Origin of the sequence: Chitinophaga sp. CC14 (assembly GCF_048957795.1) — a bacterium.
Lineage (GTDB): Bacteria > Bacteroidota > Bacteroidia > Chitinophagales > Chitinophagaceae > Chitinophaga > Chitinophaga ginsengisegetis.
In genome coordinates this window covers 2,575,836-2,601,410 of record NZ_JARBFY010000005.1, presented here as the reverse complement: position 1 = coordinate 2,601,410, position 25,575 = coordinate 2,575,836, and the positions used below count along the sequence as shown (strand labels likewise).

The 25,575-nt window shown below is 47.7% G+C and carries 21 protein-coding genes; 10 read left to right on the top strand and 11 right to left on the bottom strand.

The window, feature by feature from the left end; translation table 11 throughout:
- Positions 1 to 21 precede the first annotated feature (21 nt).
- Positions 22 to 2,007: a DUF7619 domain-containing protein gene (locus tag PV783_RS30135; RefSeq protein ID WP_420990625.1), complete on the bottom strand. Its 1,986-nt coding sequence runs from the start codon at positions 2,005 to 2,007 to the stop codon at positions 22 to 24.
- A gap of 107 nt (positions 2,008 to 2,114) precedes the next feature.
- Positions 2,115 to 3,221 carry a hypothetical protein gene (locus PV783_RS30130; RefSeq protein ID WP_079470924.1) on the bottom strand — a complete coding sequence of 369 codons (1,107 nt, stop codon included), beginning with the start codon at positions 3,219 to 3,221 and terminating at the stop codon, positions 2,115 to 2,117.
- Positions 3,222 to 3,338: 117 nt separating this feature from the next.
- On the opposite strand from PV783_RS30130, the gene PV783_RS30125 reads away from it, so the two are divergent.
- On the top strand, positions 3,339 to 3,929 hold the full coding sequence (locus PV783_RS30125) for an RNA polymerase sigma factor (RefSeq protein WP_420990624.1): 591 nt from the start codon (positions 3,339 to 3,341) through the stop codon (positions 3,927 to 3,929).
- A 3-nt stretch (positions 3,930 to 3,932) separates the two neighbouring features.
- The gene (locus tag PV783_RS30120) at positions 3,933 to 4,667 is read left to right on the top strand and encodes a hypothetical protein (RefSeq protein ID WP_420990623.1); all 735 of its coding nucleotides are present in this window, start codon (positions 3,933 to 3,935) and stop codon (positions 4,665 to 4,667) included.
- A gap of 10 nt (positions 4,668 to 4,677) precedes the next feature.
- Here PV783_RS30120 and PV783_RS30115 read toward each other — a convergent pair whose 3' ends face one another.
- The 3 genes from PV783_RS30115 to PV783_RS30105 all read right to left on the bottom strand — a co-directional run bounded on the left by PV783_RS30115 (position 4,678) and on the right by PV783_RS30105 (position 7,021).
- A complete protein-coding gene (locus tag PV783_RS30115) occupies positions 4,678 to 5,142 on the bottom strand; it encodes a VOC family protein (protein ID WP_079470921.1) in 465 nt (154 codons plus the stop codon).
- Positions 5,143 to 5,234: 92 nt separating this feature from the next.
- Entirely contained in the window at positions 5,235 to 6,332 is a 1,098-nt protein-coding gene (locus PV783_RS30110; protein WP_420990622.1) for a hypothetical protein, read from the bottom strand.
- A 185-nt stretch (positions 6,333 to 6,517) separates the two neighbouring features.
- Positions 6,518 to 7,021, bottom strand: coding sequence for a hypothetical protein (locus PV783_RS30105; protein ID WP_420990621.1), 504 nt, complete (start codon positions 7,019 to 7,021; stop codon positions 6,518 to 6,520).
- 94 nt (positions 7,022 to 7,115) lie between these two features.
- On the opposite strand from PV783_RS30105, the gene PV783_RS30100 reads away from it, so the two are divergent.
- Positions 7,116 to 8,747: a TPM domain-containing protein gene (locus PV783_RS30100; protein ID WP_420990620.1), complete on the top strand. Its 1,632-nt coding sequence runs from the start codon at positions 7,116 to 7,118 to the stop codon at positions 8,745 to 8,747.
- Between the two features lie 54 nt (positions 8,748 to 8,801).
- On the opposite strand, the gene PV783_RS30095 is transcribed toward PV783_RS30100, so the two are convergent.
- Positions 8,802 to 9,632, bottom strand: a complete 831-nt coding sequence (locus tag PV783_RS30095; RefSeq protein ID WP_111577959.1) for a DUF6515 family protein — start codon at positions 9,630 to 9,632, stop codon at positions 8,802 to 8,804.
- Between the two features lie 131 nt (positions 9,633 to 9,763).
- On the bottom strand, positions 9,764 to 10,717 hold the full coding sequence (locus PV783_RS30090; protein ID WP_420990619.1) for an ADP-ribosylglycohydrolase family protein: 954 nt from the start codon (positions 10,715 to 10,717) through the stop codon (positions 9,764 to 9,766).
- Between the two features lie 1,487 nt (positions 10,718 to 12,204).
- Here PV783_RS30090 and PV783_RS30085 point away from each other — a divergent pair.
- A complete protein-coding gene (locus tag PV783_RS30085; protein WP_420990618.1) occupies positions 12,205 to 13,101 on the top strand; it encodes an aldo/keto reductase in 897 nt (298 codons plus the stop codon).
- A gap of 66 nt (positions 13,102 to 13,167) precedes the next feature.
- Positions 13,168 to 13,872, top strand: coding sequence for a DJ-1/PfpI family protein (locus PV783_RS30080; protein WP_420990617.1), 705 nt, complete (start codon positions 13,168 to 13,170; stop codon positions 13,870 to 13,872).
- On the opposite strand, the gene PV783_RS30075 is transcribed toward PV783_RS30080, so the two are convergent.
- Together PV783_RS30075 and PV783_RS30070 are read right to left on the bottom strand one after the other, a co-directional pair.
- Entirely contained in the window at positions 13,820 to 14,851 is a 1,032-nt protein-coding gene (locus PV783_RS30075) for a fatty acid desaturase family protein (RefSeq protein ID WP_079470914.1), read from the bottom strand. The two genes, PV783_RS30080 and PV783_RS30075, sit on opposite strands and share 53 nt — an antisense overlap.
- A 45-nt stretch (positions 14,852 to 14,896) precedes the next feature.
- Positions 14,897 to 15,778 carry a lysophospholipid acyltransferase family protein gene (locus tag PV783_RS30070; protein WP_420990616.1) on the bottom strand — a complete coding sequence of 294 codons (882 nt, stop codon included), beginning with the start codon at positions 15,776 to 15,778 and terminating at the stop codon, positions 14,897 to 14,899.
- A gap of 156 nt (positions 15,779 to 15,934) precedes the next feature.
- On the opposite strand from PV783_RS30070, the gene PV783_RS30065 reads away from it, so the two are divergent.
- From PV783_RS30065 to PV783_RS30050, 4 genes are all read left to right on the top strand, one after another.
- A complete protein-coding gene (locus tag PV783_RS30065; RefSeq protein WP_420990615.1) occupies positions 15,935 to 16,768 on the top strand; it encodes an N-acetylmuramoyl-L-alanine amidase in 834 nt (277 codons plus the stop codon).
- 189 nt (positions 16,769 to 16,957) lie between these two features.
- A complete protein-coding gene (locus PV783_RS30060; protein WP_079470911.1) occupies positions 16,958 to 17,344 on the top strand; it encodes a hypothetical protein in 387 nt (128 codons plus the stop codon).
- A gap of 695 nt (positions 17,345 to 18,039) precedes the next feature.
- Positions 18,040 to 21,222, top strand: coding sequence for a SusC/RagA family TonB-linked outer membrane protein (locus tag PV783_RS30055; RefSeq protein ID WP_420990614.1), 3,183 nt, complete (start codon positions 18,040 to 18,042; stop codon positions 21,220 to 21,222).
- 13 nt (positions 21,223 to 21,235) lie between these two features.
- Positions 21,236 to 22,666, top strand: a complete 1,431-nt coding sequence (locus PV783_RS30050; protein WP_111577952.1) for a SusD/RagB family nutrient-binding outer membrane lipoprotein — start codon at positions 21,236 to 21,238, stop codon at positions 22,664 to 22,666.
- Positions 22,667 to 22,726: 60 nt separating this feature from the next.
- On the opposite strand, the gene PV783_RS30045 is transcribed toward PV783_RS30050, so the two are convergent.
- Positions 22,727 to 23,965, bottom strand: a complete 1,239-nt coding sequence (locus PV783_RS30045; protein WP_420990613.1) for a glycoside hydrolase family 88/105 protein — start codon at positions 23,963 to 23,965, stop codon at positions 22,727 to 22,729.
- Between the two features lie 134 nt (positions 23,966 to 24,099).
- On the opposite strand from PV783_RS30045, the gene PV783_RS30040 reads away from it, so the two are divergent.
- Positions 24,100 to 24,753, top strand: coding sequence for a hypothetical protein (locus tag PV783_RS30040; protein ID WP_420990612.1), 654 nt, complete (start codon positions 24,100 to 24,102; stop codon positions 24,751 to 24,753).
- 4 nt (positions 24,754 to 24,757) lie between these two features.
- On the opposite strand, the gene PV783_RS30035 is transcribed toward PV783_RS30040, so the two are convergent.
- Positions 24,758 to 25,543, bottom strand: a complete 786-nt coding sequence (locus tag PV783_RS30035) for an SDR family oxidoreductase (RefSeq protein ID WP_420990611.1) — start codon at positions 25,541 to 25,543, stop codon at positions 24,758 to 24,760.
- Positions 25,544 to 25,575: the final 32 nt, after the last annotated feature.

Below are 25,575 nucleotides of genomic sequence, written 5' to 3'. Positions count from 1 at the left end.
AATGACTGAAGTTATGATTTATTACAGTTTGTAGATAGCGTATACAAAGAAACGGTCGGGCGTATTACCGGTAACCTGCCGCAGGTAGCGCAATCCAATAGCTGGTCCGCTTTTTATTTTTCCTATCTGTATATCGGCAAAGGGCGCGGCGTTGATGCTGGCAAGCCATTGTGAATCATCTTTGAGCGTTTTACTGAGGGTGTTGGTTACCACGTTCGGTTGCTGTATGTCGGTCAGGTACACTTTTGATTCAGTAGTAGTTTTGGAGGCAATGTTTATCTGGGCCATCGCGCCAATGCCCACACCGATCCAGTTGTTGAGGTTGTACCGGAAATGCAGTGGTACCAGTTGCAGCGATTGCCGGGTGGTAGTGGTCACCTCATTCCTGCCCCGGATCAGGTACACCTGGCCGTTTACAGAGGTGTCCCTTTTTTCGCGTATGATGGCTGTTGCCGAAGATTCCTTTTCCAGTAAACCGGCAAAGGCTTCCACCTGGAAGTAGGGCCGGTCAGGCGCAAAGGGCGCCAATACTGCGCCCAGCTGCAACGGGCCTTTCAGCGTATTGTCGCCGCTGTTAGGAGAAAACGTATAGCCGGCAATGATACCGGGTGAAAATCCTTTGATGAACCTGGCGGTGGCGCGATTGGTATAAATAGGTTCGTTTTTATCGAAGATGATCGCTGCACTGCTGCTGAAAGGAATCTTTTTGGGTTTCTTTTTAAAGAGGATGGAATACCGCACAAACCCTTTTGTGGAGTCGGGATCGGTAACACCTTCCTGCTGGAGACCGGGCAGGTAAATATTTCTGAAAACAAAATAGATGCTGTCTTTCGTACGCACGGTGTCTATACAGCTTTGCGTCTGGTACGCGGAGTCGCAGGCGATGCAGGCCGGGCTTACTTCTTTCAGTTGTATGGTTTCGGTGTTCAGCTGCCGTGGCACGGCGATACCGATGGCTACTCTTTTTGCAGGGCCTTTACCGGTATTCTGGAATTGAATTTTATAGGTCAGTTCTTTTTTCTTTCCCATAAAACGATAGTTGATCCGGTGTTTCCGCAGCTGCAGCCGGTTGGGGTCGTGAGAGTTTACCACGGCCATTTCCAGTTCATATACTTCCGGTTGCATCAACGCATTGTCGGGTACCAGCATGGCGGTCATGGTAACGGTGGCGTTGGTGTCCTGTACCATTTCCGGCAGTGTATGCATATTGAGGAAAAGGAATTGTTCTGATGTTTTGCCGGCATTGCTGAAGTGCAATACGGTATGACTATTATACGCACCCTGCATGGCCTGCAGCATGGCTTTGGCGGCAGCATTATTTACAGCGGGTAGGTTAGCGTGAGGGCCACGGGCCAGCGCTACGTCAGGTTCAATATTGGGTGTTTCCAGTTTAACGAGTAAGGATTGAAGGGAGCTGCTGTCTTCCCCGTGATAGCTTCTTTTTTCTGTAAGATCAAATGCTGCATGACCAAATTGCTTCTCGTTATAAAACAGCAGGATAGTGCCGCTGCCTGCATCGCCGGCCATATTCCGGTAGCCGATGAGTGCCATGAAGTCTTCACCTGGTTTGGGATTACGGTTGATCTTCATTTCTATATTCCCATTTCCATGAAAGAAACGGGAAGCCCAGGTGCTGTTTTTTATTGGCTTCTTTACTTTAATGGGCCTGGGTTTGGTAGGCGGCGCCTTGCCATCGTCGTAGTTATTGGTAGCGTACAGGCGTACCTGGTAGGTGCCGGTATCTTTGTAGTGCAGTTCCGGCGTTGGACTAAAGCTAAAGGTGCCATCTCCGAGTTCCCAGAAATAGGTGTAGAAAGAAGCGGGGGCGCCGGCTATCTGGCGCAATGGACGCAGCTTTGCAACGAGGTGCATACTATCGTCAGTACCCTGCACTTCAATTTCCGGCGGAAGGGTATCCTGCAGAAATGATGGAGGTACAGGAGATTGCGCCATCACAACGCTTTGAAAGAAAAGGAATAGTGCTACTAGGGAAGCTGTAGGTTGCATATAACATAAATATAAATAAATATTATATAGAAAGCAGCAATAAGCCAACCGGGGGATTGACTTATTGCCTTCAACTTTGGAGTACTTGTAAACGGATAACAGGCCGGTTATTTGGAATTCATACTGTTTATGAGTGACAACAAAGTGGCCGCATCCACAGCCTGCAGATCAAAGCTCACAGTGGAGTAGTTATCGCTGCCTGCCGGTGTGCTGATGGTAACCGTTTTCTGTTCTGCATAGAACTGGCCATTTACAGCGCTGATAGCGAGGAAGGTGCCTTCCAGTCCTACCGGGATGGAAGTCTGATAACTATGAAAGCCTTCTTTACCAGCGGGAGGCGTCATAATAACGTTATAGAATTTTACGAGTGTATTGTAGTTTTTGGGTTTGAAGAACAGCATGCTGGGTTGTTCGCCGCCATAGCTGCTGGCTGTTTCGTTATTAAAGTGATTGGTAAAATAAGCCATCACTGTGGTTTTGGGATTGGGCATGGCTGCCAGGCCATCACAATTCACCCACCGGATAAGGCTGTCCAAACGAAAGTTCATGGTACCGCTGGACGTATTGAACAGCGCATAACTGCTCTGGATCTGGTTCCACAACACGCCCCTGGTAATGGTTTGCTGGGTGGTAATGGTTACTGGCTGGTTAATGTAGTTAAAACCATGCTGGGTAACAGACACGGTAGTGTCGCCGGTCCACATGGGCACTTCTTTTACGCCATTCATCACGTTATCTGCCGGCCTTGCGGGTACCTGTACCATGATGCCTTTGCCGGTGTCATTCTTCGGTCGCAGGCCAAGGTCCTGATTGTTCTGAACCGCTCTCACAAAAAACTCTCCGAATGATACCAGCATCTTCCCATCGGCAGTAACAGTTGCTTTGTCCGACAGGATCATACTGCTCACATCCCTGATCTCTTTGATACTGATATCCACTGCGCCCGTAACAGGTGCCCCGCCGGCAGTAATAAAAACATTGGGAGGAATATTGAATTTTGTTCCCTGGCTGGTGGTGATAACGCCACCTGCCGCTGCATTTATACTAAAGTGTTCAAATGGTTTGGCATGACTGTCGAGGAATTCCGCCAGCATTTTAGCGTCCTGTCCTTTTTCCGGACCGGGTACTTCCTGGCTGTTATTTTTTTTACACGAAGAAATAGCTAATGCGGCAGCTACCAGGCAGGTGATCGATGTTAAGGTAATCGCTTTCATAAAAGATATTTTTGTTTAGAAATGTTTTTGCTTGTTTGATAGTAGATCAACAGCCCTTTTATTTTGTTACCCCCTTTTCGGAATATTTTTTTAGAAAGATGTACTTTTAGTCACAGCATGTTCCTATCAACCCATGCGAAGCACTTCCAGATGAGTATTCACCCCGACCAGCGATACCTTGAGGGCCTGTTACAGAACGATACGTTGCTGGTGCAGGAGATCTATCAGCGTTTTGCGGGAAAGATCAAACACCATATCCTGCAACACCAGGGTACGGAAGATGATGCCGCCGATATTTTCCAGGAGTCTATTATAGATGTATATCACCAGGCAAAGCATAAACAGCTACAGCTTACCTGCCCTTTTGAACCGTTCTTTTTATTGATCTGTAAAAGGAAATGGCTGAATGAATTAAAAAAAAGAGGCCGCCAGCCGGTAACAAAAAGGCTGGATGATTTATATGATGTGGGAGAAGATGTATTTGCCGCGGCCGAACAGGTGGTAAAAGAGGAAGCCCAGGCTGGTATGTACCTGGCGCAGTTTGAGCGGTTGGGAGAAAAGTGCCGGGAAATTCTCCGGTTATCACTGACCGGGGAAGCCCTGGAAAAAATTGCGGCGGCGATGGGTGTTACCTATGGCTATCTGCGGAAGAAAAAATCGGAATGCATGGCTACATTGTTATCCTATATTCAGGCTCAGAAAATTTAGTGTATGGCTGCTTATAACCAGGAAGATATTATCCGTTACGTGGAAGGCGACATGCAGCCGGAAGAACTGCTGCAATTTGAAGCGGCCCTCCGGGAAGATGCCGCTTTGTCTGCATCGGTACAGCAATACCGGGAGGTAGCTGCTACCTTATCGGAGCGCTTAAAGCCCGATCCGGGCCTTCACCAGCTGAAGGCCACCCTGCAGGAGCAGCGCGCTGAACATTTTCAACGCACAGGAAAAGTGGTGGGCTTTAAAAAGTACCTGGTCACAATCGGTATGGCTGCAGCGGTGCTGGGAGGAATTTTCCTGTTCCGCTTTTATTCCCGCGATACCAGCTATATGGACACCTATGGCAATATTGAAATGCAGGTAGCCGCCGAGCGCGGAAATAGTGAGGATACGTTGTTACAGTCTGCCGCATTATATTTTAACGAGAAGGCCTACACGAAGGTCATTCCTTTGCTCAACACTTATCTCAAAACAGACAGTAGCAGTCAAACTGCCCTTTATTACCGGGGCATTGCCTTTACCCAAACGGGCGCCGTGCAGGCAGGTATGAAAGACCTGGTGAAAGTATACGAAGGTGAATCTGTATTTAAATACGATGCCGCGTTTTATATTGCCCTGTATTATGCACAGGCACAGCATAAAAAAGAGGCATTGACCTGGTTAAAGAAAATCCCTGCCGATGCGGCTGCTGCAGCGAAAGCCGCCGCACTGGAAAAAGAATTGAAATAAGTGGGTATGATCAGTATTTATCGTCATTGATCTCCAGCCAGTAACCATCCGGGTCACGGAGGTAGATCTGCTGCACGCCGTCTACTCTTTTATTAATAGCGCCGGCTTTGCCTGGCCAGTCTTCAAAGGCAATCTGGTGCTTTTTCAATACTTCCACGAAAGCCTGCATATCAGGCACGCTGAAGCAAAGGTGCGTGTTTTTGTCGTGCGTGGTGGCTTTGGCTGCACCGGAAATTACGTGTACATGGCTGTTCTGCCCTACTCTGAACCAACTGTGTCTCCCATCTTTAAAGGGTTCTTCCATTGGTTCCAGTCCAATAATATCCCGGTAAAAATCCGTGCTTGTTTTCAGATCAACTACATACAACGCCATATGGTTCAGCGATGGATACTTCTTTGCTTGTCCGCTCATGTGAATAGAAATACCGGTAAGTGCCAAAAAGAGGAGGCCGCCGGATAATAGAAATTGTTTCATACAAACAAGATAATCAGCACAAATGAAAAGTGCAAGTGCGGATGTTGTCTTTCTCCCTCTGATCCCTGGAAAGACAACACCCGCGGCGGTTTTTAATTCGCTGCTTTAAACGCCACTGATTCGATGATTACATCCAGCTTTTTCAGTGCCGGCATATCGGAGCGGAGAATTTTGTCGCCGGTGGCCTGGTCATATTGTTTAGGATCGCCGGTGTTATTGGCTTTCAGCACAATGATCACGCCTTTGCCTTCCAGGGCGCCGCCGTTCCAGCTGGATACCATTCCGCCGTTGGTCCACTCAAAGGCGTTCAGTTTAAAGGGGCGGCCATTTACCTTGATGAGTTTATCCAGCGGGTCGCCGGCTTTGATGCCATAGGGCGATTTCCATTTGGAAGGGTAGTGGGAGAAGGTGAGGATATTCCCGTTTTCGCCGTCAAACTGTACTTCCAGTTCATTGTCGGTATCGGGATAGATCAGGTAAGCCTCGCCTTCTTTTTCGCCGGAGAGGTTTACGGCATCGTGCTGGGTAACGTTATTGGCGCCGTACATTTCCACCAGTTGTTCCGGGGTGCGTACCTGGAACAGGGGGCGCACTTCCCAGTTGCGTGTATCCGCTGCCGGGGCAGTGGAGGTGGTCGCGTCGGTGTTGCCTGTTTCTGTAGCAGTGGCGGTTTCATTTCCGGTGGAGGTACTGGCTGGTGCGTTGGCTGCTGCCTGGTTGGCGGCGGCAACTTCTGCAATGGTAGCAGGTGGTTTTTTACCGGTTACCGGTCCTGTATAGGTAGCCAGGAAATCCGTTTTATCTTCCAGGAGGGCTTTCACATCGCCCTTGTACTTATTGGCTGTGTAGGTGGCAATGGGGAATACGCTGTTGGTTTGAAGTCCCATGCTGCGCAGGTTGGCAATAAACCGTTGCCGGTTACAATCACTGTACTGGTAAAGGTATTTCAGCGCGGCGTCGAAAGCTACCGGATCTTTTTTCAGATCAAAAACAGTAGAGTCGATATCCAGGCCGGCGTTACCGCTGCGGGTGAGCTGTTCGGCAATGTACCCGGTGATGGAGTCATGCGGCAGCTGGTAGTGAGCGGCTACCCGGGCGGAGAAATCGTCTACGATATTTTGACTGAGTTTCGTTTGCGCGGTGAGTACCACCGGAACGAGAAGGGCAACCAATATGAAAAACCTTTTCATGTGAGCTGTATTGAGAATCTTTAAAACTAACAACGTTAACTGGTTTGAGATCACTAATTTATGTAATCTTTGCCACAGCAGTTACCATTACCGCAATAATAGCGGGAATTAGTAAAACGTATGGATACTGAAATATAGTATTTTTAGGGGCAGGGTACGCCAAAGAAATGCAGGGGTGCCATGTTTTATGGTTGAGATGGCACACTGTCGCGGGTTTTAATAAACGTTCCGTAGTACTTTTTTATTTCCGCATAGATGTCGTAGTCGGAGGCATTTTTAATAAATGAATATTCCGGCCGGTAGTACTGCATAAAAAGCCGGAGGCTGTCGCCATCAAGCCGGGTCACTTTATTCACCAGCGAGGGGGTATATACACTGTTTACATACATCTCCTGTTCTTTATCCAGCAGCATATGTTTGAAGGCGATCTTCTTTTTATTCTTCTTAAACTGCGTAACCCGGTATAGTTTGTTGATATCCACGGCAGTGATCTTGTAAACTTCAAACCATTTCGGACGGCGGAAGGTCATCTCTTTACTATATTCCTCCCGGAAGGCAGCAGAATCTTTAAAAAAATTATACCGGACAATATTCACTGTTTTCAGTTGTACCGGAGGTTTTACGGTGGTGTCGGCAGTTTTGGCCTGTGCAAAACTGCGGGTCGCTGCAAAGCATAATATGATTATCAAGGTCGGTACAACGGGCTTCATCGGCGGTTAAAATACTTTCTTCTGTTGAAAGAAAAAATTAAATAAACATATCTTCGGCACAGAAAATATTCTGATGAAGTATCAACCGTTTTTATTGAGATGCTTGTTGCTGGCATTGCTGATTGGTTTCCTGGCGTCGTGTAATCAAAGCAAAAAACACAAATTCAGTGTGGAAGATGTACCGGATCCGAAAAAATCCGGCGGTGGCTATGTGAGTAATCCCGACCACCTGATTTCCGACGCAACGGTAACGGAACTGAATGAAAAGTTATCTACCCTGGATAATGCCGGCAAGGCGCAGGTAGCGGTAGTAATACTACGCAGCATCGGCGATAATGAAACGCGCGATTTCGCCCATAAGCTGTTTAACTACTGGAAGATAGGAGATAAGGAGAAGAATAACGGGTTGCTGATCCTGATGGTGGAAGATGCCCGCAAACTGGAATTTGAAACGGGATATGGCCTCGAGGCAGACATGCCGGACATTATCTGTTTCCGTATCCAGCAGGAATACATGATCCCGCGCATCAAAGAGCACAACTACGATGCAGCGTTTACAGACGGCGTTAAGTCTGTCGCCTCCCTGTTCGACAACGGCAACTATGCGTATGATATGCTGCCGGATCTGCCAGGGGCGGATGCTTCCCTGATGGCTACCGATAGCGAAACTGTTGCAACAGATGAAATCCCGCCACCGGTGACCGCTGGAGACGCTATAGACGTAGCTCCCCAGTCATTTGCCAGTACAGAGGAAGCCACCAGTTCCGCTTCCAATGATTATACCGGCGATTTTTCCTTTATGGCCATTATTTTCTGGTTATTCATATCGGCGGCAATGATGCATGTTTTCTTCGGGAAAAAAGCAAAGCGGCGGAAAGAGAATGCTGATGAAGAACCATTGGCCGTAACGGCTGTTCCGAACGAATTCCTGCGTCCCCGCTGGATTGGACTGATCATTATCCACGCCATCGCTTTTTATACCATTTTTTATCTCATTACAAAACGGCACATGGATGTGGGATTCCTTAAAGTATGCCTGATCTATTACCTGGTGTGGCTGGTGTTTATGCACGTGGCCGTGCTGCTGATCATGCTCCGTACTGCGGTGATGCTGAAAAACGACGACCGCCACCTGAAATGGCTGCGGCTGGAGGTGTTGAGGAGGGATCTGCGGATTGCAGGATACATATTCCCGTTGCCGTATTTATGGCTATATATCATGTGGCTGAAGAACAGGCTCAATCATCTGCGCAACGACGTATATGACTGCCCGCAGTGCGCCCAGGCCATGCACAAACTGGACGAAGCAGAAGATGATACTTACCTGGAAAAAGGCCAGGTAGTGGAAGAAAAGCTCGATTCGGTGGATTACGACGTATGGCGCTGCGATACCTGTAATACGCAAACGGTATTGAATTATACCAATATGCGGTCAGCGCTGGCAGACTGTCCTTCGTGCAAACATAAAACCTATAAGTGCAAGAAAACGGTGACTAAAAAGAGCGCTACTACATCATCTGAAGGATGGGGCATAAAAGAATATGTTTGCGCCTTCTGTGCCTATGCGCATGATTACCAGTTTGTAATTCCGAAGATATCTGAATCATCATCTTCTTCCTCTTCCGGAAGCTCTTCGTCGTCGTCCTCTTCTTCCAGCTGGGGTGGCGGATCTTCGGGCGGCGGTGGCGCCAGCAGCAGCTGGTAAAAAAAAGAGCCGGTATAATACCGGCTCCCTGTTAATCTGAATAACTATATTGTTTTAATTATCGGCATTCATTTTACCAACCACTTTATATCCTGCGATAGAATTATCGCTGTTCAGAACAGGCTGATAGTACATGCCGTCTGGTGATAAATAGTACTGCTGACCGTTGATATTTACGGAGCGGCTGTTATCCGGTAATTGTGAAATCATATCTGTATTACCTGTGCCGTTGTCGGGGTTGTTATTTCCCTGGTCATCAGTAATGGTCACTGTCTTATCGCCTATTTTACCATTTTTGCCCACTACTATATAACGTCTGCCGTTATCTGTCATGGACTCCTGGTAATAGGTACCATTCAGTTCGTAATAGGTGTTTCCGTCTACCTGTATTTCCTCTGCACCTTCCGGCAAATCCGGTACTGCTGCGCCGAGGGGAGCTTCTACCACTTTATAGCCTTTGGTATCGCCGGTCGACTGGTAATAAGTTCCTCCGTAGTAGTACATCGGACCAAAGGAGGCGCCCAGGGAGAAGTAACCAAAAGGCAGTGAAGAAACATATAATCCTAATGGCGGGAAGAACGGGTTGTAGTAAGGCCTGTACCAGGGACGTCCGTAATATACGCGTCCACCGTAAATGGGACCACGATAACCGTGATAATACCCCCTGTTTACAGGAGCCACTATACGGGGAGAATACATACGTTGGGAAGTGTATACCCTGCCACTACCGCCGCCGGAACGGAATCCTCCGCCACCGCCATAATGGGAGCCACCTCCACGGCCTCCGCCCTGGCCTGAACTAACACGTTGCGCGTAGGCGTTGCTTACTGTAAATGTGCCCAACAGGCCAACCAGCACAAACAGTATATAAATTCTGTTTTTCATTTTTTTAACATTTGGTAATCGTCTCTTCAGTTTCTCTTTCTCTGTCGTTTATTAGACGGTAAAAGGGGCTTGAAGTTTAACTGCATACCACTTATTGCAAAAATGCGGCCGGTTTGCTGAAATATGCCTGCTTATTGAGGGCTGGTAGTATTAATGGCTGCCATAAAGCGTTTGGCGAGATTCCCTATTTCGGCCGACTTTACCACCTGGCTTATCCATTGGGCAGGCAGCTGGTCATAGCCATAGTGGAGGCCCGCTGCGGCCCCGGCCACCGCACCGGTGGTATCGGTATCTCCTCCCAGGTTTACAGCGGTAAGCACGCAGGCAGGGTAATCCGGTGTATTGAGCAGGCACCAGAGGGCGCTTTCCAGGGTGTATACCACGTACCCGGAGCTGATGATCTGTTGTTCGGGTACGGCGGCTATATCCTGCTGTAATACGCGCTCATAGAGCTTTATTTCCGTGGGGTTGAAGGGCTGTGTGCCCAGGTAGGCATTTACGCTCCGCTGCATCTGCAAATAGGCTTCCCGGAGATCTTTCAGGGACAGCAGGGCACGGAGGAATTCCACGTAAATGAAGCAACCCAGTACCGAACGGAAATGCTGGTGCGTTATGCCGGACACTTCCCGGACGATCTGGTAGCGGATATGGATATCATTTTCGCTGGTGAGGAACAGGGCCAGCGGCATCATGCGCATTAAAGATCCATTGCCGTTTTCAAATTCCTCAAATCCGCCGCTCACCAGCGGGGAAGTGCCGCTACCCACCCTCAGCAACGCCCGGCGGGTGGTATGGCCAATATCAAATACTTCATTATGCGCGCCCCAGTAGCCTTCTGATGACCAGCGTACAAACGACTGCGCCAGGTTTTGAAGGTTGTAACCTGCTATGAGGCTTTCCGCCGTGCAGAAAGTGAGGGAGGAATCATCTGAAAAGGTGCCGGGAGGCTGATTCCAGCATCCGTACCCGGTGAGGGTGGTAATAGGATTTTCTGAGAGATAACTACGCGTTTTGAATTCTACCGGTACGCCCAGTGCATCGCCGATAGCAATACCGTAAAAAGCGCCTGTAATTTGTTGTTGCATGGGATAGAATATCTAACGTTAAAGTATGTATGAAATACGGTAATGAATATACGGTTGATTTGTTAATTCTGACAATCACGCTGCGATATTTATACAATAATTTTTTAAATCGCCGTTGTTCATTTTATTCAGCATTTTTGAGTTCCGTTCAGGATTGTTCATTGTTATAATGGCCATAGAACATGCTTTACGGTAATAATAACTTTCTACCTTTGCATTATCACGATGAACATATCGTTGAAAAGAATTACCGGAAATCTGTTTTTTAGTTTGTCAGGAGCATTATTATAACCTTGTTGTCACAGTTAACCCAGTCACAATAAAAAGGTTATTCAACCATTATTAGCAGCGCGAAACAGCTGGCTATTCCTTGCATTTATTTATTGAAAACGAAAATTAACCCACATGCAATCTTTTTTGTTCAACAGGCATTTTCAAACATGCACATTTCTTGGACATTACCATTACCAGTTATTTCTTTTTGTATTGAATTAGCGGAACAGCTGTTGCTTTCGGTAGGCCAGATCCTGATCAGGGCTAAAGAAGATCAGGCATAGGAAGAGCGTGACAGATCACCGGCATTGATACGCCGGTAACTGGTCAGACCTGGTATTACCAACGGCCGGCAGGGAACAACATGCACACTTGCAGCTTAAGGTATTCATTGTTTGTTCCCGGCTACAGTTAACCAATCAAATCCTATTCACATGGGGTGATAGTACATACAAGAACGGACCGTTTTTCCAGGCAGTCCGGTTTTTAAACATTGAGATGAACATTTAGTTGAAGTCTTTGCGACGCATGCTAAACGGGGCCACTTATTCAGGTAGTCCCCTGATTTTTAATCCCATAAAACTTTTATATGAAAACATTATTGGAGTGCAACATACACGATGGAAGCTTTATGCCCCGGACCGTTTTTCTAAGCGGTCCCCATTACCGGAATCACCAATATGAAGGCGCATACCCTGCATATTGTTTAAATATAAAGCCATACGTTAAAACGGTCAGTGTAGAAACGTGATCATTTATGCTGCGATTGATTCGGAAAACCGGGGGACTGTTTTTCCAGACGGTCCCCATCTTTAAAAACCAGGCTGGCAACAGTCTTACTCATAGAACGCTTTTTCATAGGTTCAATTTGATTTGGGAAAGGAAGGGACCATCTTTCCAGATGGTCCTGATTTCTTCCTCCGGATCATAAAACAAATAACATTCAACAATGGATCGGACATACTAAAAAACAGGGGCTATTTTTCCAGGCGGCCCCATCTCCTGACTAACACATGGTAACGCAGCGGTAATACCGCGCTTACTGCAACATAGCTCATTTTTGAGGTGGACGTAAATAGATACCGGGGCTGTTTATCAAAACAGCCCACTATTTTAAACCGGATTTATAGGAAAAATGAAAGTTTTGGTGATAACTTCGTTACCTGCACTTTCAAAGAAAGTGCCTGTTGATAACATCGTAAACCCGGAAACTCATGCAATATCATCTCCTCGGAAAATCAGACCTCTCTGTCAGTGAAATCGGATTCGGCTGTATGTCGCTCGGAAATGATGATGCCGCCAATGCAAGCCTCATTCATCACGCCTGCGACCAGGGAATCAATTTCTTTGATACCGCCGACCTGTATGAACACGGACAAAATGAAACCACCGTGGGCAAAGCCCTGAAGGACAGAAGATCGTCCGTGATCATAGCCACCAAAGTAGGGAATCAGTGGAAAGAAGATGGCAGCGGATGGGACTGGAATCCCCGCAAAGCATATATCATAGCCGCTGTGGAGGCGAGTTTACAGCGACTGCAAACAGATTATATTGATCTGTATCAGCTGCACGGCGGCACCATTGACGACCCGATAGATGAAACCATTGCTGCCTTTGAAACCCTGCAGCAGCAAGGAAAAATAAGGTACTATGGGATCTCTTCCATCCGGCCCAATGTGATCCGCGAATATGTACAGCGGTCAACCATCGTGAGCGTAATGATGCAGTACAGCCTGCTGGACCGGCGCCCGGAAGAAACAGCTTTCCCTTTGTTACAGGAAAACAACATCGGCGTGCTGGCGAGAGGAAGTGTGGCGAAAGGCTTGCTGGTAAACAAACCCGCCGCGCCTTACTTAAACTACACCGCGGAAGAAGTGGCTGTTGCCGCTGCTGCTGTAAAATCGGTAAGCAGCGCTTCACGGGATGCTGCGCAAACAGCACTGCGGTTTGTATTGCAGCAACCGGCTGTAACCAGCGCTGTTGTGGGCATCCGCACACCGGCGCAGTTGGAGGATGCACTGCGGGCTGTGCAAGCCATCGCATTATTGCCGGATGAAATAGAAAAACTGCAACAGGCAGTAGCCATCAACAGGTATGATCAGCACCGGTAGCAATATACGCTGCTCCCTGTCTTCATGCTGCCTGCATTATATTGTACCCCATTTAAAGCTGCTGTTATGCAAAAACTGAAAGTAGGAATGTTATTGTTCCCCGAGTTAACGGTCCTCGATTTTACAGGCCCTTACGATGTATTTGTAAAAGCGTCCTGTTTTGAGGTGGTTATTATCGGGGAAACAACGGATATCATCCGGGCGGAAGGCGGCTTACTGCTGCAGCCACAGGTGGCGTTGGCAAACTGTCCGCAGCTGGATATTATTTTCGTTCCCGGTGGAAGAGGTGTCAATGCATTGCTCACCAACCCGGTAGTATTACAGTTCCTGCGGGATCAGGCGGTAAAGGCAAAGTATGTTACATCGGTTTGTACGGGAGCATTGGTACTCGCGGCAGCAGGATTGCTGGATGGCTTCAAAGCCACTACGCACTGGCGTTCGCTGGAACTGTTACGGATGTTTGGCGTGGAAGCGGTGGAAGAAAGAGTAGTGCGGGACCGGAGCCGTATCACCGGTGGCGGCGTAACCGCCGGCATCGATTTCGGATTGGTGCTCACAGCCCTCGTAGGTGGAGATGAAGCGGCTAAAATTATTCAGCTGCAACTGGAGTATAACCCGGCGCCTCCGTTCAGGGAAGGATCGCCGCACACTGCCGGTTTGCCGGTATTACAGAAAACAAAAGAACTCACCGGGCTGATGCTGGAAACCAGGAAGAAAATTATCCGGCAACTATTGCAGGATCGCGCTCCCTCCGCAGCTGGGCCCTCCTGATAGTACGTACTTCACGCAGACTGATCATCCGGTTTTGTTCCGGGTCCCATACCTTCAGCCGGAAACAGGCGCATACATCCCGGAAGCCCAGGCTGGTAGTTTTAACACGCTGCATGGCCGGGATCTTTTGCATTACTTCTGGCAAACGGTAAAAGGGAATACGCGCATTCAGGTGATGAATATGATGATAGCCAATATTACCGGTAAACCATTTCATTACCGGATTCATCACCATATAGCTGGAAGATAACAGTGCCGCTTTATCATAGCACCATTCCTTATTTACATTAAACGTAACGCCCGGAAAGTTATGTTGCGCATAGAAAAGATAAGCACCCAGTCCGCACGCAATGGTAAACGGAATCAGGATAAACAGCAGCCAGCTTTCCCATCCGAGGAAATAAGCTACCGCTACGCTGCCACCAATATGGATGATCAGCGCCAGCAAAGAATCCAGGTGTTTACGCGGACTGCTTACAAAAGACTGCACACACATGCCAATCATAAACATCGACAGGTAGCCGGCTGCAATGGTTAGCGGGTGACGGCTGAACAAATAAGTTCTCCTCTCCGCCGGTGTGATGGATTCAAATTTCTTACGGGTAATGATAGGGTAGGAGCCGATGCTGGCGCTGAACAACTTTGAATTATGTTTATGGTGGTAATCGTGCGAACGCTTCCAGATACTGGAAGGCGCCAGTACATATATGCCGAAGGTAACCATGATCGCTTCCGCTAACCATGATTTATGCAGAATAGCATGATGCTGATGATCATGATAAATAACAAACATTCTTACAATCAGCAATCCAGAAAGGATACTGGACATTATTTTCAATACCAGGTAAGGTAATACCAGGGTACCTGTTAAGGCCAGCATCAACAGTAATAATGTTGATATTGTATAGAGCCAGCTTTTGGCTCTCTCTTCGCGCGCATATGGCTTGGTAGCCAGTATCAGTTCTTTACCTTCCAGCATATTGTTGTAGGATAATCTATCTAAAGTTGTTGTTGCGTAAAATGATTAAATAACGGCAGTGCGTTTGTGTTTCCATCTTTTATGCGACCAAAGCCACGTTGCCGGCTGGGAAACAATGTCCTCTTCCAGTTTGCGGGTATGTGCGGAGGTAATGGCGCCGTCTTTTTCTTCAGCGGGTGTGGCGGTCAGTAATTCTGCCGATACGGTGTAGTAGCCTCTCTTTTCGCGTTGCACGGTTACATACACCACCGGGTAATTCATTTTCTGTGCTATTTTTTCAGTACCCTTGAAAACAGGGGTATCCTGGTGCAGGAAGTTGAGCCATTGCGCTGTTTTAGGCTGTGGCGCCTGATCAGCGATAAAAGCAGTGGCATTTACTTCGCCACGGTTTTGCACCATGTCGCGGAAAGTATCCTGCATGGCAATCAGCTTGGTGCCAAAGCGGGTGCGCATGCGATACATGAGACCGTTAAAGTGTTTGTTAGCCAGCGGGTGATAGATCACATACAACTGCTGACGGCACAGGATACTGAATGTATTTCCGGCCCATTCCCAGTTGCCTTTATGTCCCATCACCAGTACTGCGCTCTTTTTCTCTGCTTCAAGCCGGTTAAAAAGCTCCAGTGTAGCCGGTGTAAAGCTACAATGCTTCACCATTGCTGTTTTGCTGATGGTGAGCGTTTTAAACGTTTCCAGGAAAAGATCACACAGGTAGTGATAGAAATCTTTACAGATGCGTTGGATCTCTGCGTCACTCTTTTCAGGAAAAGAATTCCGCAGATTCTGAAGAACCACCTTTTTGCGGTAGCCCATCACGTAATACAACAATACATATACTGCGTCAGAAACCAGGTAAAGCACACGAAATGGCAGCAGCGATAGCGCGTAAATCAGTGGTAACAGTAAGTAGTAGGCAATTGCAGACAATGTGGCACAGGTTTTTGATACTTCGAAAAGTATTATTGAAAATGTAAATGTATATCTTAAAGAACACTTTTCATAGCAGTATCCGTGAAAAAAACGATGCATCAGTTCATTTAGTATCTTTATCGGGTAGTGTTGTCTAAACTTTAACAGTTCCAGATGAAGACCATAGCCCGATTTGCGAGATACGGCTGCCTGCTGGCAGCGATTGGCGGCCTTTCTTATTGCGCCCGTAATCCATACGCCGGTACCAATAAGGTATACCGGCAGGAAGCTAAATCCTACGCGAAGGTGTTGCGTCAGCAACCGGGAGCGCTGAATGGCGCTGGTGGCGCAGAAGCTCCCTCCTGGGTAGGTACGGTGAACTTCAATATGCGGAAACCCAGTCTTGTTATCATACATCATACCGCTCAGAATTCATGTGAACAAACATTGAAAACGTTTACCCTGCAAAGAACACAGGTAAGCGCTCATTATGTGATATGCCGCAACGGAGCCATTCATCATATGCTGAACGATTATCTCCGAGCCTGGCATGGAGGCGTTGCCAAATGGGGCAACCTCACGGATATCAATTCTTCTTCCATCGGCATAGAGCTGGACAATAACGGCAAAGAACCCTTCGATTCCGCCCAGATCCGTAGCCTGCTGGTGTTGCTGGATACCTTGCAGCACCGCTACAATATCCCTGCGACCAATTTCATCGGTCATGGCGATATCGCCCCCGGCAGAAAGGTAGACCCCAGTGCCTGGTTCCCCTGGCAGCAACTGGCGGATAGAGGCTTTGGCCTCTGGTATAAAGACACCAGCACCACCATTGTACCTGCAACATTCGATCCGATACTATCGCTCCGGATTATCGGATACGATGTGAAAGACTCGTCAGCCGCTATCATGGCCTTTAAACGCCATTTTATGCCAGACGACAGCCTCCCCGGTCTTAATGATGCCGGCAGGAAAATAATGTTCAATCTGCAGCAGCAATACCAATGATCTGTTAAGAAGACACCCAACTTTACTTTTACCCCTACGTCTCCACAAGATTATTTTGTGATGTGAGATAAATGTCATATTTTAATAATGAGTTAAAAAGAGATATAAACCAAAATCAGCAATCAAAGAGATCATTTTCCCGGACTTGTTATTATACCTATTCTCCATGTTATACTAATCTTTCTTGTTATGAAACGTTCATTTAAATTCCCGTTACTGCTGGTAGCAGCCAGTGCCGCATTGCTATGCTGGCCACGTGAACAGGCTGCCGCCCAAACAGATCATCCCGTAAAAGATTCTTCCTGCCTGGTAAAAACAGATGTCAGCTACGATTTTGCAGATAATATGCATAAAAAAGTAAACGACATCATAGAAGATAAACTCGCCGGTGGTATCGAAGAAAATGGTAAGGTTACCTGGGAAAATTCTCCCGACGCCCCGGAATACTACCAGGTAGTGTTACGCAAAACAAAGGTGACCATCAAATACAAAGGCACCATCTGCGAAGACAGAATGATCTGGCAGAATATTGAAGACTGTAAAGCAGCCCTCAAAAAACTGCTGGAAGCGAAATAGAATGATCTTTTAATTTTAATAAGATGGAATTTACCGGGCTTTCCCGGTAAATTTCCTGAAGTCGTTGTACCTCTCGTCTCACCCGCTGCCCTCCCTAAAGGCCGCATAAGACTGCTGTCGCCCGCCGCCGAAACATGATCGCATACAGTTGTGCATTGATATGTAAAATCTGTTATTTGAACCGGTAACAGGATTAAAATGCTATGCGGCAACGGGGCTTATCCCTCTTATGCGTTACCCCTGTCATACCCATAAACCTGGATTATTCACATTGTACCTATAGAAAAGACAGTGATAAGCCGTATCTCTATAGGTACGGGTTATCTACGGCTTAGATACGGGTTATCTACGGCTTATCTACGGCTTATCCTATAATAGCGTACACCCAGGCACCAGGCAAGGCAGGTACTAATGATACCGTTTTAGCTTTACATACACGTACTCATAATACCGTTTAAACTTTACATCATTGCCTGCAAATCATCTCCGGACGGCCCTTTTCAGCTAAACATTTAGCAACAATGCAAAGCTGTTTTTACAATCTATATAGTCTATAAATTTTGTAGATTAATAATTGTGCCTTACTTTTGCCGCGATATCACCACTGATTATACACCAAAAAATAAATGCCAAAATCTGAACGGTGTAACCATCTCCGCAAAGATCTGAGTCAACTTATAAATCAAGTACAAAGCATGAATTACGTAAAAAGGCTGTTATGCCTGCTGCCCGGCTTACTGTGGCTGCAGCAGAGCGTTGCCCAGGAAATCAGGGTAAACGGGGTAGTAACATCCCGCTCAGACGCACAACGCATACCCGGCGCAATTATCCAGGTAAAAGGAACCGGACGCGGTACACAATCCGATCCGGATGGAAAATATTCGATCAGCGCCCAGGTAAATGATACGCTGCAATTTTCTTCACTAGGCTTTGAAACAACGTTTGCCGTAGTTGGAAACAATAAAGTGATCAACATCTCCCTGGAAAACAGTAACAGGAAACTGGAAGAAGTAGTGGTTACTGCACTGGGCATTTCCCGCGAAAAAAAATCACTCGGATATGCGGTACAGGAATTAAAATCAAAAGATATTGCTGAAGCAAAGGAAACCAACCTGGTAAATGCATTGTCCGGAAAGATAGCAGGGGTGCAGGTTACAAACAGCCAGGGCAACCTCGGTTCTTCCCGTATTGTGATCCGTGGTGAAACCTCCATCGCCGGTTATAACCAGCCACTGTTTGTACTGGATGGGGTACCGATAGACAACAGCCAGCTCGGTATTGGCACCGGCCGCGATTTTGCCAACGCCATTTCCGATATCAACCCGGACGACATCGCCTCCATCAGCGTGCTGAAAGGCCCGAATGCCGCGGCTTTGTACGGATCACGCGCTTCCTCCGGTGTAATTGTGATTAAAACAAAAACAGGAAAGGATACCAAAGGCGGCATGGGCGTTACCGTAAATTCCGGCGCCACCTTTGAAAAACTCCTGATCCTGCCCGACTTTCAGAACTCCTACGGACAAGGTACCGGCGGACAATTCTCCTATAAAGACGGTAAAGGCGGCGGTATCAACGACGGCGTAGATGAAAGCTGGGGGCCGAAAATGGACGGTCGCCTCATCCCGCAGTTCTTCTCCAACGGTGAAGCAGTACCGTTTGTAGCGCACCCTGATAACGTAAGGGATTTCTATGTAACCGGCTATACACTCAATAACGGCTTATCGGTAGGCGGTACCAACGAAAAACTGGATTACCGCTTCTCTTATAACAACACCAAACAAGGCGGTATTTTACCAAACACCGGTATTACCCGCAATACTTTCACCGCCAGTAATACTTTCCGTATTACACCAAAACTTACTCTCAGCACCTACGCCAATTATGTGCGCAGCGCTGCAGATAATCTGCCCGGTGTGGACGGCCGCCGTGGTAACAGCGTTACCCTCCAGTTCATCTGGTTTGGCCGCCAGGTAGATGTGAGCAAACTGAAAAACTATAAGAATGCAGATGGTACCGATTACAACTGGAACCATAGTTACTATAGCAACCCTTACTGGATCCAGAATGAGAACACAGTAGGTATGCTGCGCAACAGGTTCCTCGGTAATGCCCGGTTGTCGTACCAGATCCAGGACTGGCTCACCGCCAGCTTCCGCATCGGTACCGATTACTACCAGGACAGGCGCAAGTATAAAATTGCTTATTACACCAATGGTACACCATTCGGTTCTTACACGGAAGATGCCTACGCGGTTAGCGAAACCAATGGTGAATTTACATTGAACGCAAAGAAAAAGCTGAACAGCGATTTTGATATCGATGTACTGGCCGGCGCCAACCTCCGCTCCAATCAGCTGGAACAAAACTACCAGCAGGCGCCACGCCTGGCTGTGAAAGGCGTATACACGCTGAACAACTCCCGCGATCCGCTCATCTCTACCAGTTTACTCACCAGGCAAAAAGTATACAGCGGCTTTGCAGCAGCACAGGTAGGTTTCCGCAACTACGCGTTTGTGAATTTAACCGCGCGTAACGACTGGTCCTCCACACTCCCACGGGGTAGCAACTCCTATTTTTATCCTTCGGTAAATGCCAGCCTGGTATTGTCTGAAGCGCTGCATATCCAGGGCGATGTGCTTTCCCTGTTGAAGCTGCGTGGCGGATGGGCACAGGTGGGAAAGGATACAGATCCTTACCAGGAAATCAATACCTATCCTTTCAACCAGCCGTTTGGCTCGCTGCCGTTACTCACCGTATCGGATAAGTACCTGAATAAAGACCTCAAACCGGAAATCACCACTTCCACAGAAGTAGGCGTGGAAGCCGGGTTTATTGATAACCGCGTGCGACTGGATGTTACTTACTATAACTCCCGCAGCCGCAACCAGATCCTGCTGGCGGATGTAAGCTCCACTACCGGTTATCTGAAGAAATTACTCAACACAGGTGAACTCAGTAATCATGGTGTGGAAGTAATGCTGGGACTAACGCCTATCACTACACGCTCCGGGTTCCGCTGGGATGCGAACATCAATTATGCACGTAATGTGAGTAAAGTAATAGAACTGGATGCAGATGGATATCTCACAAACTATGTACTCGGCAGCTCCGGTAATATGCAGGTACTTGCCAGCAAAGGCCAGCGCTATGGCGCTCTTTATGGCACTGCTTATAAAAGAGACAGCGAGAACAGGATACTGGTAAATGCAGATGGTACGCCATCAGTAGATCCAAGTAAAAAAATATTAGGCTACTACACACCAAAATGGACTGGTAGCATCAACAATAATTTCTCCTTTAAAGGTTTTAACCTGAGCTTCCTGATAGACACCAAACAGGGTGGGTCCATCTGGTCGGGTACTAATGCCACCGGTATGAGTACCGGCGTGCTGGCGGCTACTATGCCGGGTCGTGACCAGGAAAATGGCGGGTTGCCTTACTATAACGATGGCACAAAAAATGTGCAGCTGCCGGATCATAACGCCACCGCACCAGGCGGCGCCACGGTAAAGCACGACGGGATCATCTTTGACGGCTACACGGCAGATGGCAAGAAGAACACCGCTATTCTTTCTGCACAAAACTATTACAAAGCCGTATACACCAGCAACCTGAACGAAAGTGCGGTGTATGACGCCTCCTTTGTTAAACTGCGTGAAATAAAAGTAGGTTATACTTTACCGGTTTCCCTGGTGAAGAAATGGGGATTACAGGCGGTGAATGTAGCGCTGGTAGGAAGAAACCTCGGATACCTGCACAAGAATACACCAAACATAGATCCTGAAACAGCCTTTAATACCGGTAATGGACAGGGACTGGAAACGCTGCAGATACCCACCACCCGCAGCTTTGGCTTTAACCTGAATGTTTCATTTTAATGATTGATTGATTATGAAAAAGTTGTTGATACCTTTCTCTTTAATATTCGCTACAGTATGGCTGGCCGGTTGCCAGAAAGACCTGGAGCGCACCAATATAAATCCGAACGAACCCACTGCCGTACAGCCGGATTACCTGCTGAGCAATGGTATTAAAGCCAACGTGGATACTTACTGGGGCAGCGATGCCACAATGGAAACATCCCTGCTGTATATCCAGTACTGGGCTAAAATCCAGTATCCGGATCCGGACCGTTATATTCCGGCCACTACCAACATCCAAACGGTGTGGAATAATTTCTATGCGCAGGGGATTGCTGATTTTACCAAGCTCGCGGAGCTGGGCGATACACTGCATAACCCCAATTATAAAGCCGTAGGCATTATCATGCGTTCGTGGATTTTCCAGGTGCTCACCGATTTGTATGGAGATATTCCTTACACACAGGCGGGCAATATTGATAAGTATCTTACACCGGTGTACGACAGTCAGCGGGTGGTATACAGAGGATTGCTGGCTGAACTGAAGAATGCTGCGAACACTATTTCGCCGTCAGACAATCCTATTCTCGGCGACTCTTTACTGGCCGGAAATATGAATGGCTGGAAGAAATTCGCTAACGGGCTGCGCTCACGCATTGCATTACGGCTGGCCGATCGTGACCCGGCTACCGCTAAAGCAGTGTTCGCAGAACTGGCAGCAGAAGGCAACTTTTTCCTCACTGCCAGCGATCGTGAAGTGAAACTGAACTATCTCACTTCTCCCAATCAGAACCCGGTTGGCAGAAACAGGGAAACACGGAACGACTACCGCATCAGTAAAACGGTAGTGGATAAACTGAAAGCGCTGAACGACCCACGGTTAAGCATATACGCAGCACTGCCGGCCGATACCAATGCATATATCGGCGTTACCAATGGATTGTCTGCCGACTCAGCCTCACGGTTGGGCTTCAGCAAAACTTCCGATGTGGGGGCTGCTTTCACCGCTACCCAGGCGCCCGCCTTTGTATTTACGTACGCAGAACAATTGTTTATCCTGGCGGAAGCGGCGCAGCGTAACCTGATCAGCGGCAATGCAGCCGATTTGTATGCACAGGCTATCCGTGCATCTTTCAAGCAATATGGCATTACCGGTACGCAGGTAGACACTTACCTCGCGCAACCTGCAGTGGCATATGACGCCAATAATTATAAGAAATCAATAGGAGAGCAGAAGTGGCTGGCGTTATTCAGTGAAGGTCTGGAGGCTTTTGCAGAATGGAGGAGACTGGATTATCCGCAGCTGAGGCCAGCTTACACCGGCGCGCTGCAGGGTAAAATGCCGCTGCGTTTAACGTATCCTTCCAGCGAGCAGGCGTTGAACGGCGCCAACTACAAAGCAGCGGTGGCCCGCCAGGGTGCGGATCTGCTGACTACAAAGGTTTGGTTTGATATGTACTAACAACCGTTATTATAAGAGAGGGATTTGCAGAAAATGATTTGCTGCAAATCCCTCTTTTATTTATTTTTTATTATTCGCGTGGTACCGCATAATCTCAATGCCTGCTTCTATCACCGGTCCGATACCGTGAAAATCGTTCAGCTCTGTAGGACGGTTATAGTAAAAAGACAGATCCGCTGAAGTGTTTGTGCCAATGCAAACATCTTTCAGTTGGCCATCTTCCTGAATTTTCTCCTTTACCAATCCTTCCCAACCCCTTTCTGCTATGGAGATATAGCGTTTATCGAGCCAGCCCTCATTTACGCCGCGTGCAATGGAATAAACAAACATTGCGGTGCAGGAAGTTTCCGTATAGGAATCGGTACGGTCCAGTACCTGGTGAAACAGGCCGCTGGCCGACTGGTATTTTGCGATGCCCAGGATTTGCCGGGTAACATCTGCAATCACTTCATTCCTGCCTGGATGATTGGCGGGCAGGTCGTTGAGCAACTGTACCTTTGCCAGCATGATCCAGCCGTTGGCGCGGCCCCAGTGGGCAACGCCCTGTCTTTTCAGGTCTTCGTAATAATAGTGCACATACAATTCATTCCGTTCATCCCAGAGGTAGTGCGAAAAATGTTTTACCTGGGCTACGGCATCATCAAAATAAGCGTTGTTGCCGGTGAGCTTACCCATACGCGCGAGGAAGGGAACACTCATGTACAGATCATCTCCCCAAAGGGTCCATTTATAAGGCGTTGGACGGCATAAGGTGCCATCTGCCAGTCTTTCCTGTACCTTGCTGATATGATTGGCTGCTTTATCGATATAGGCCCTGTAATCGCTTCTTTTTACTTTTTGGTAGACGTCTAACAGGCTGGCACCCATAGCGCCGCAATCGTCCAGTACGCGGGTATTGATTAGCTGATTGAACGGAAAACCTTTGTACTTCACGCCTTTCTTGCTGAGGGCTTCAAAGTAGGCGTAGTTGTCGAATGCAAAGGCAACATGTTGCTGCGCAAAGGCAGTGTATTTTTCGTCTTTCAGGTAATTGCCGAGGTCTGTCATGGCGATGTTCAATACCCCATTTGGATAATGCCATTCGCTCAGGTGGTCGGATATCCTGGCTGTTACGCCGGCTGGTATTTCCTTGCTGGTGTTCCAGGTTTGGTTGTTATCTCCTGTAAACCGGAAGGCGGCATGGGCAACAGCATAGTCTGCTACTTTTTTTACCACCGCTGCGTCAGCGGAATTATCCTGCGCCAGCCCGGCCAGTGGCAGGGTGATGCCCAGGAATAAGAGAAGGGTTTGCTTTTTCATATGTGGAACTTTGTGTGTACAATATAGGCTGCATTCGTCATTTATGCAAACGATTGCAATAAAAATAACTTGCTTCTTAATATAATTTATTTTAATTATGTGTTCTGGAATTAAGTTTAAATTTTATCGGGATCATGCGGAATATACGGTATCGGCTGAACGAAAACAGAAAGCGCGTGTTCAGTATCGTCATGTTGCTGTCGTTAACAGCTTGTCAGCAAAGCAGAACAGAAGAAACGGATAACATCGCAGTAGCGGCGCCCTCGGAAACTGTCCGGCCGCTTACGGAAGACGACGACTCCCTGCAGGAAATACAGCGGAACATTGCCTGGGAGCAGATAGAAGTTTTTCCCTTTGGCAAAGCACTCATCAATAACAAAGTGCCGTTATTTACCAGCAGGCAGCGACTGGAAGCAGCTATTGGAATGGCCGACAGCATTATATCTGCCAATGGCGAGGATATCTGCGGATCGCAGTTTGACGAGGATTTTGATTTTTTCTATAAAGACGGATCTACTTTCGAACACTGCAAAGATTCACTGGCCTGTGAAGAATTTGTTTTTACAGACAGTAATTCGCTGACCTCCGGTAAAATCACCCTTAGCCGCCATACCACCTGGGAAGACGTAAAACGGTTATATCCCAATGCCGTATTGCAGGCAGAAAATGAGGGTAAGAAAGATATGATCATCCTCCGTGATTCTTATAATAAAGACAGCGAAAGCAGCGTACAGTTATATTTTGAAAACGGCAGCCTGGTGCGTGTTGTAAATTTTATTCCCTGCTGATTAGTTACATCACTGGTGTTTTACCGCCGTCTACCGCGGTGCTGGTGCCTGTAATATAAGCCGCAGCGGGCGATGCCAGGAATGCGGCCAGCGCCGCTATTTCACGGGCTTCTCCAAAACGCTGCATCGGAATTTCTTTCAGCCATTCTGCTTCTATTACTTCCGGAGATACGTTACGGGCGGCAGCGCTGCTCTTAAATAATCCTTCCAGTCGCGCGGTAGAAGTAGAACCGGGCAATACATTGTTCACCGTAATGCCATGCGGCGCCAGTTCTGTGGCAAGCGTTTTAGACCAGGCAGCCACTGCCCACCGGGTAGTATTAGACACACCGAGATTTTTTATCGGTGCTTTTACAGAAGTGGAAATGATATTGATGATACGGCCAAAACCGGCACTGATCATACCCGGCACAAATATCTGCGCCAATGCCTGGTTACACAGCAGGTGTTGTGAAAAGGCCGCGGTAAATGCCGTTGCGGTGGCTTCTAAAATGGGGCCGCCTGCAGGCCCGCCGGTGTTGTTAATGAGTATATGCACGGGACCGCGAGCAGCTATTTTTTCCGCTGCTGTTGTAACCTGCGCTACATCTGAAAAATCAGCGATGGCATAACTGTGTTGTTGCCCGTTGGAAGTACTGAGTGTGGGCAGCACCGCTTTTAAGCTGTCTTCATTTCTTGCAAATAAAATACACGTAGCGCCTAACAATGCCAGTTCTGTTGCAGTGGCCAGTCCTATTCCCTGTGAGCTGCCGCACACCAGCGCTGTTCTTCCTTTGAGTGAGAGATCCATCCGTGATAGTTTTATGTACAATTTAGCGAAAA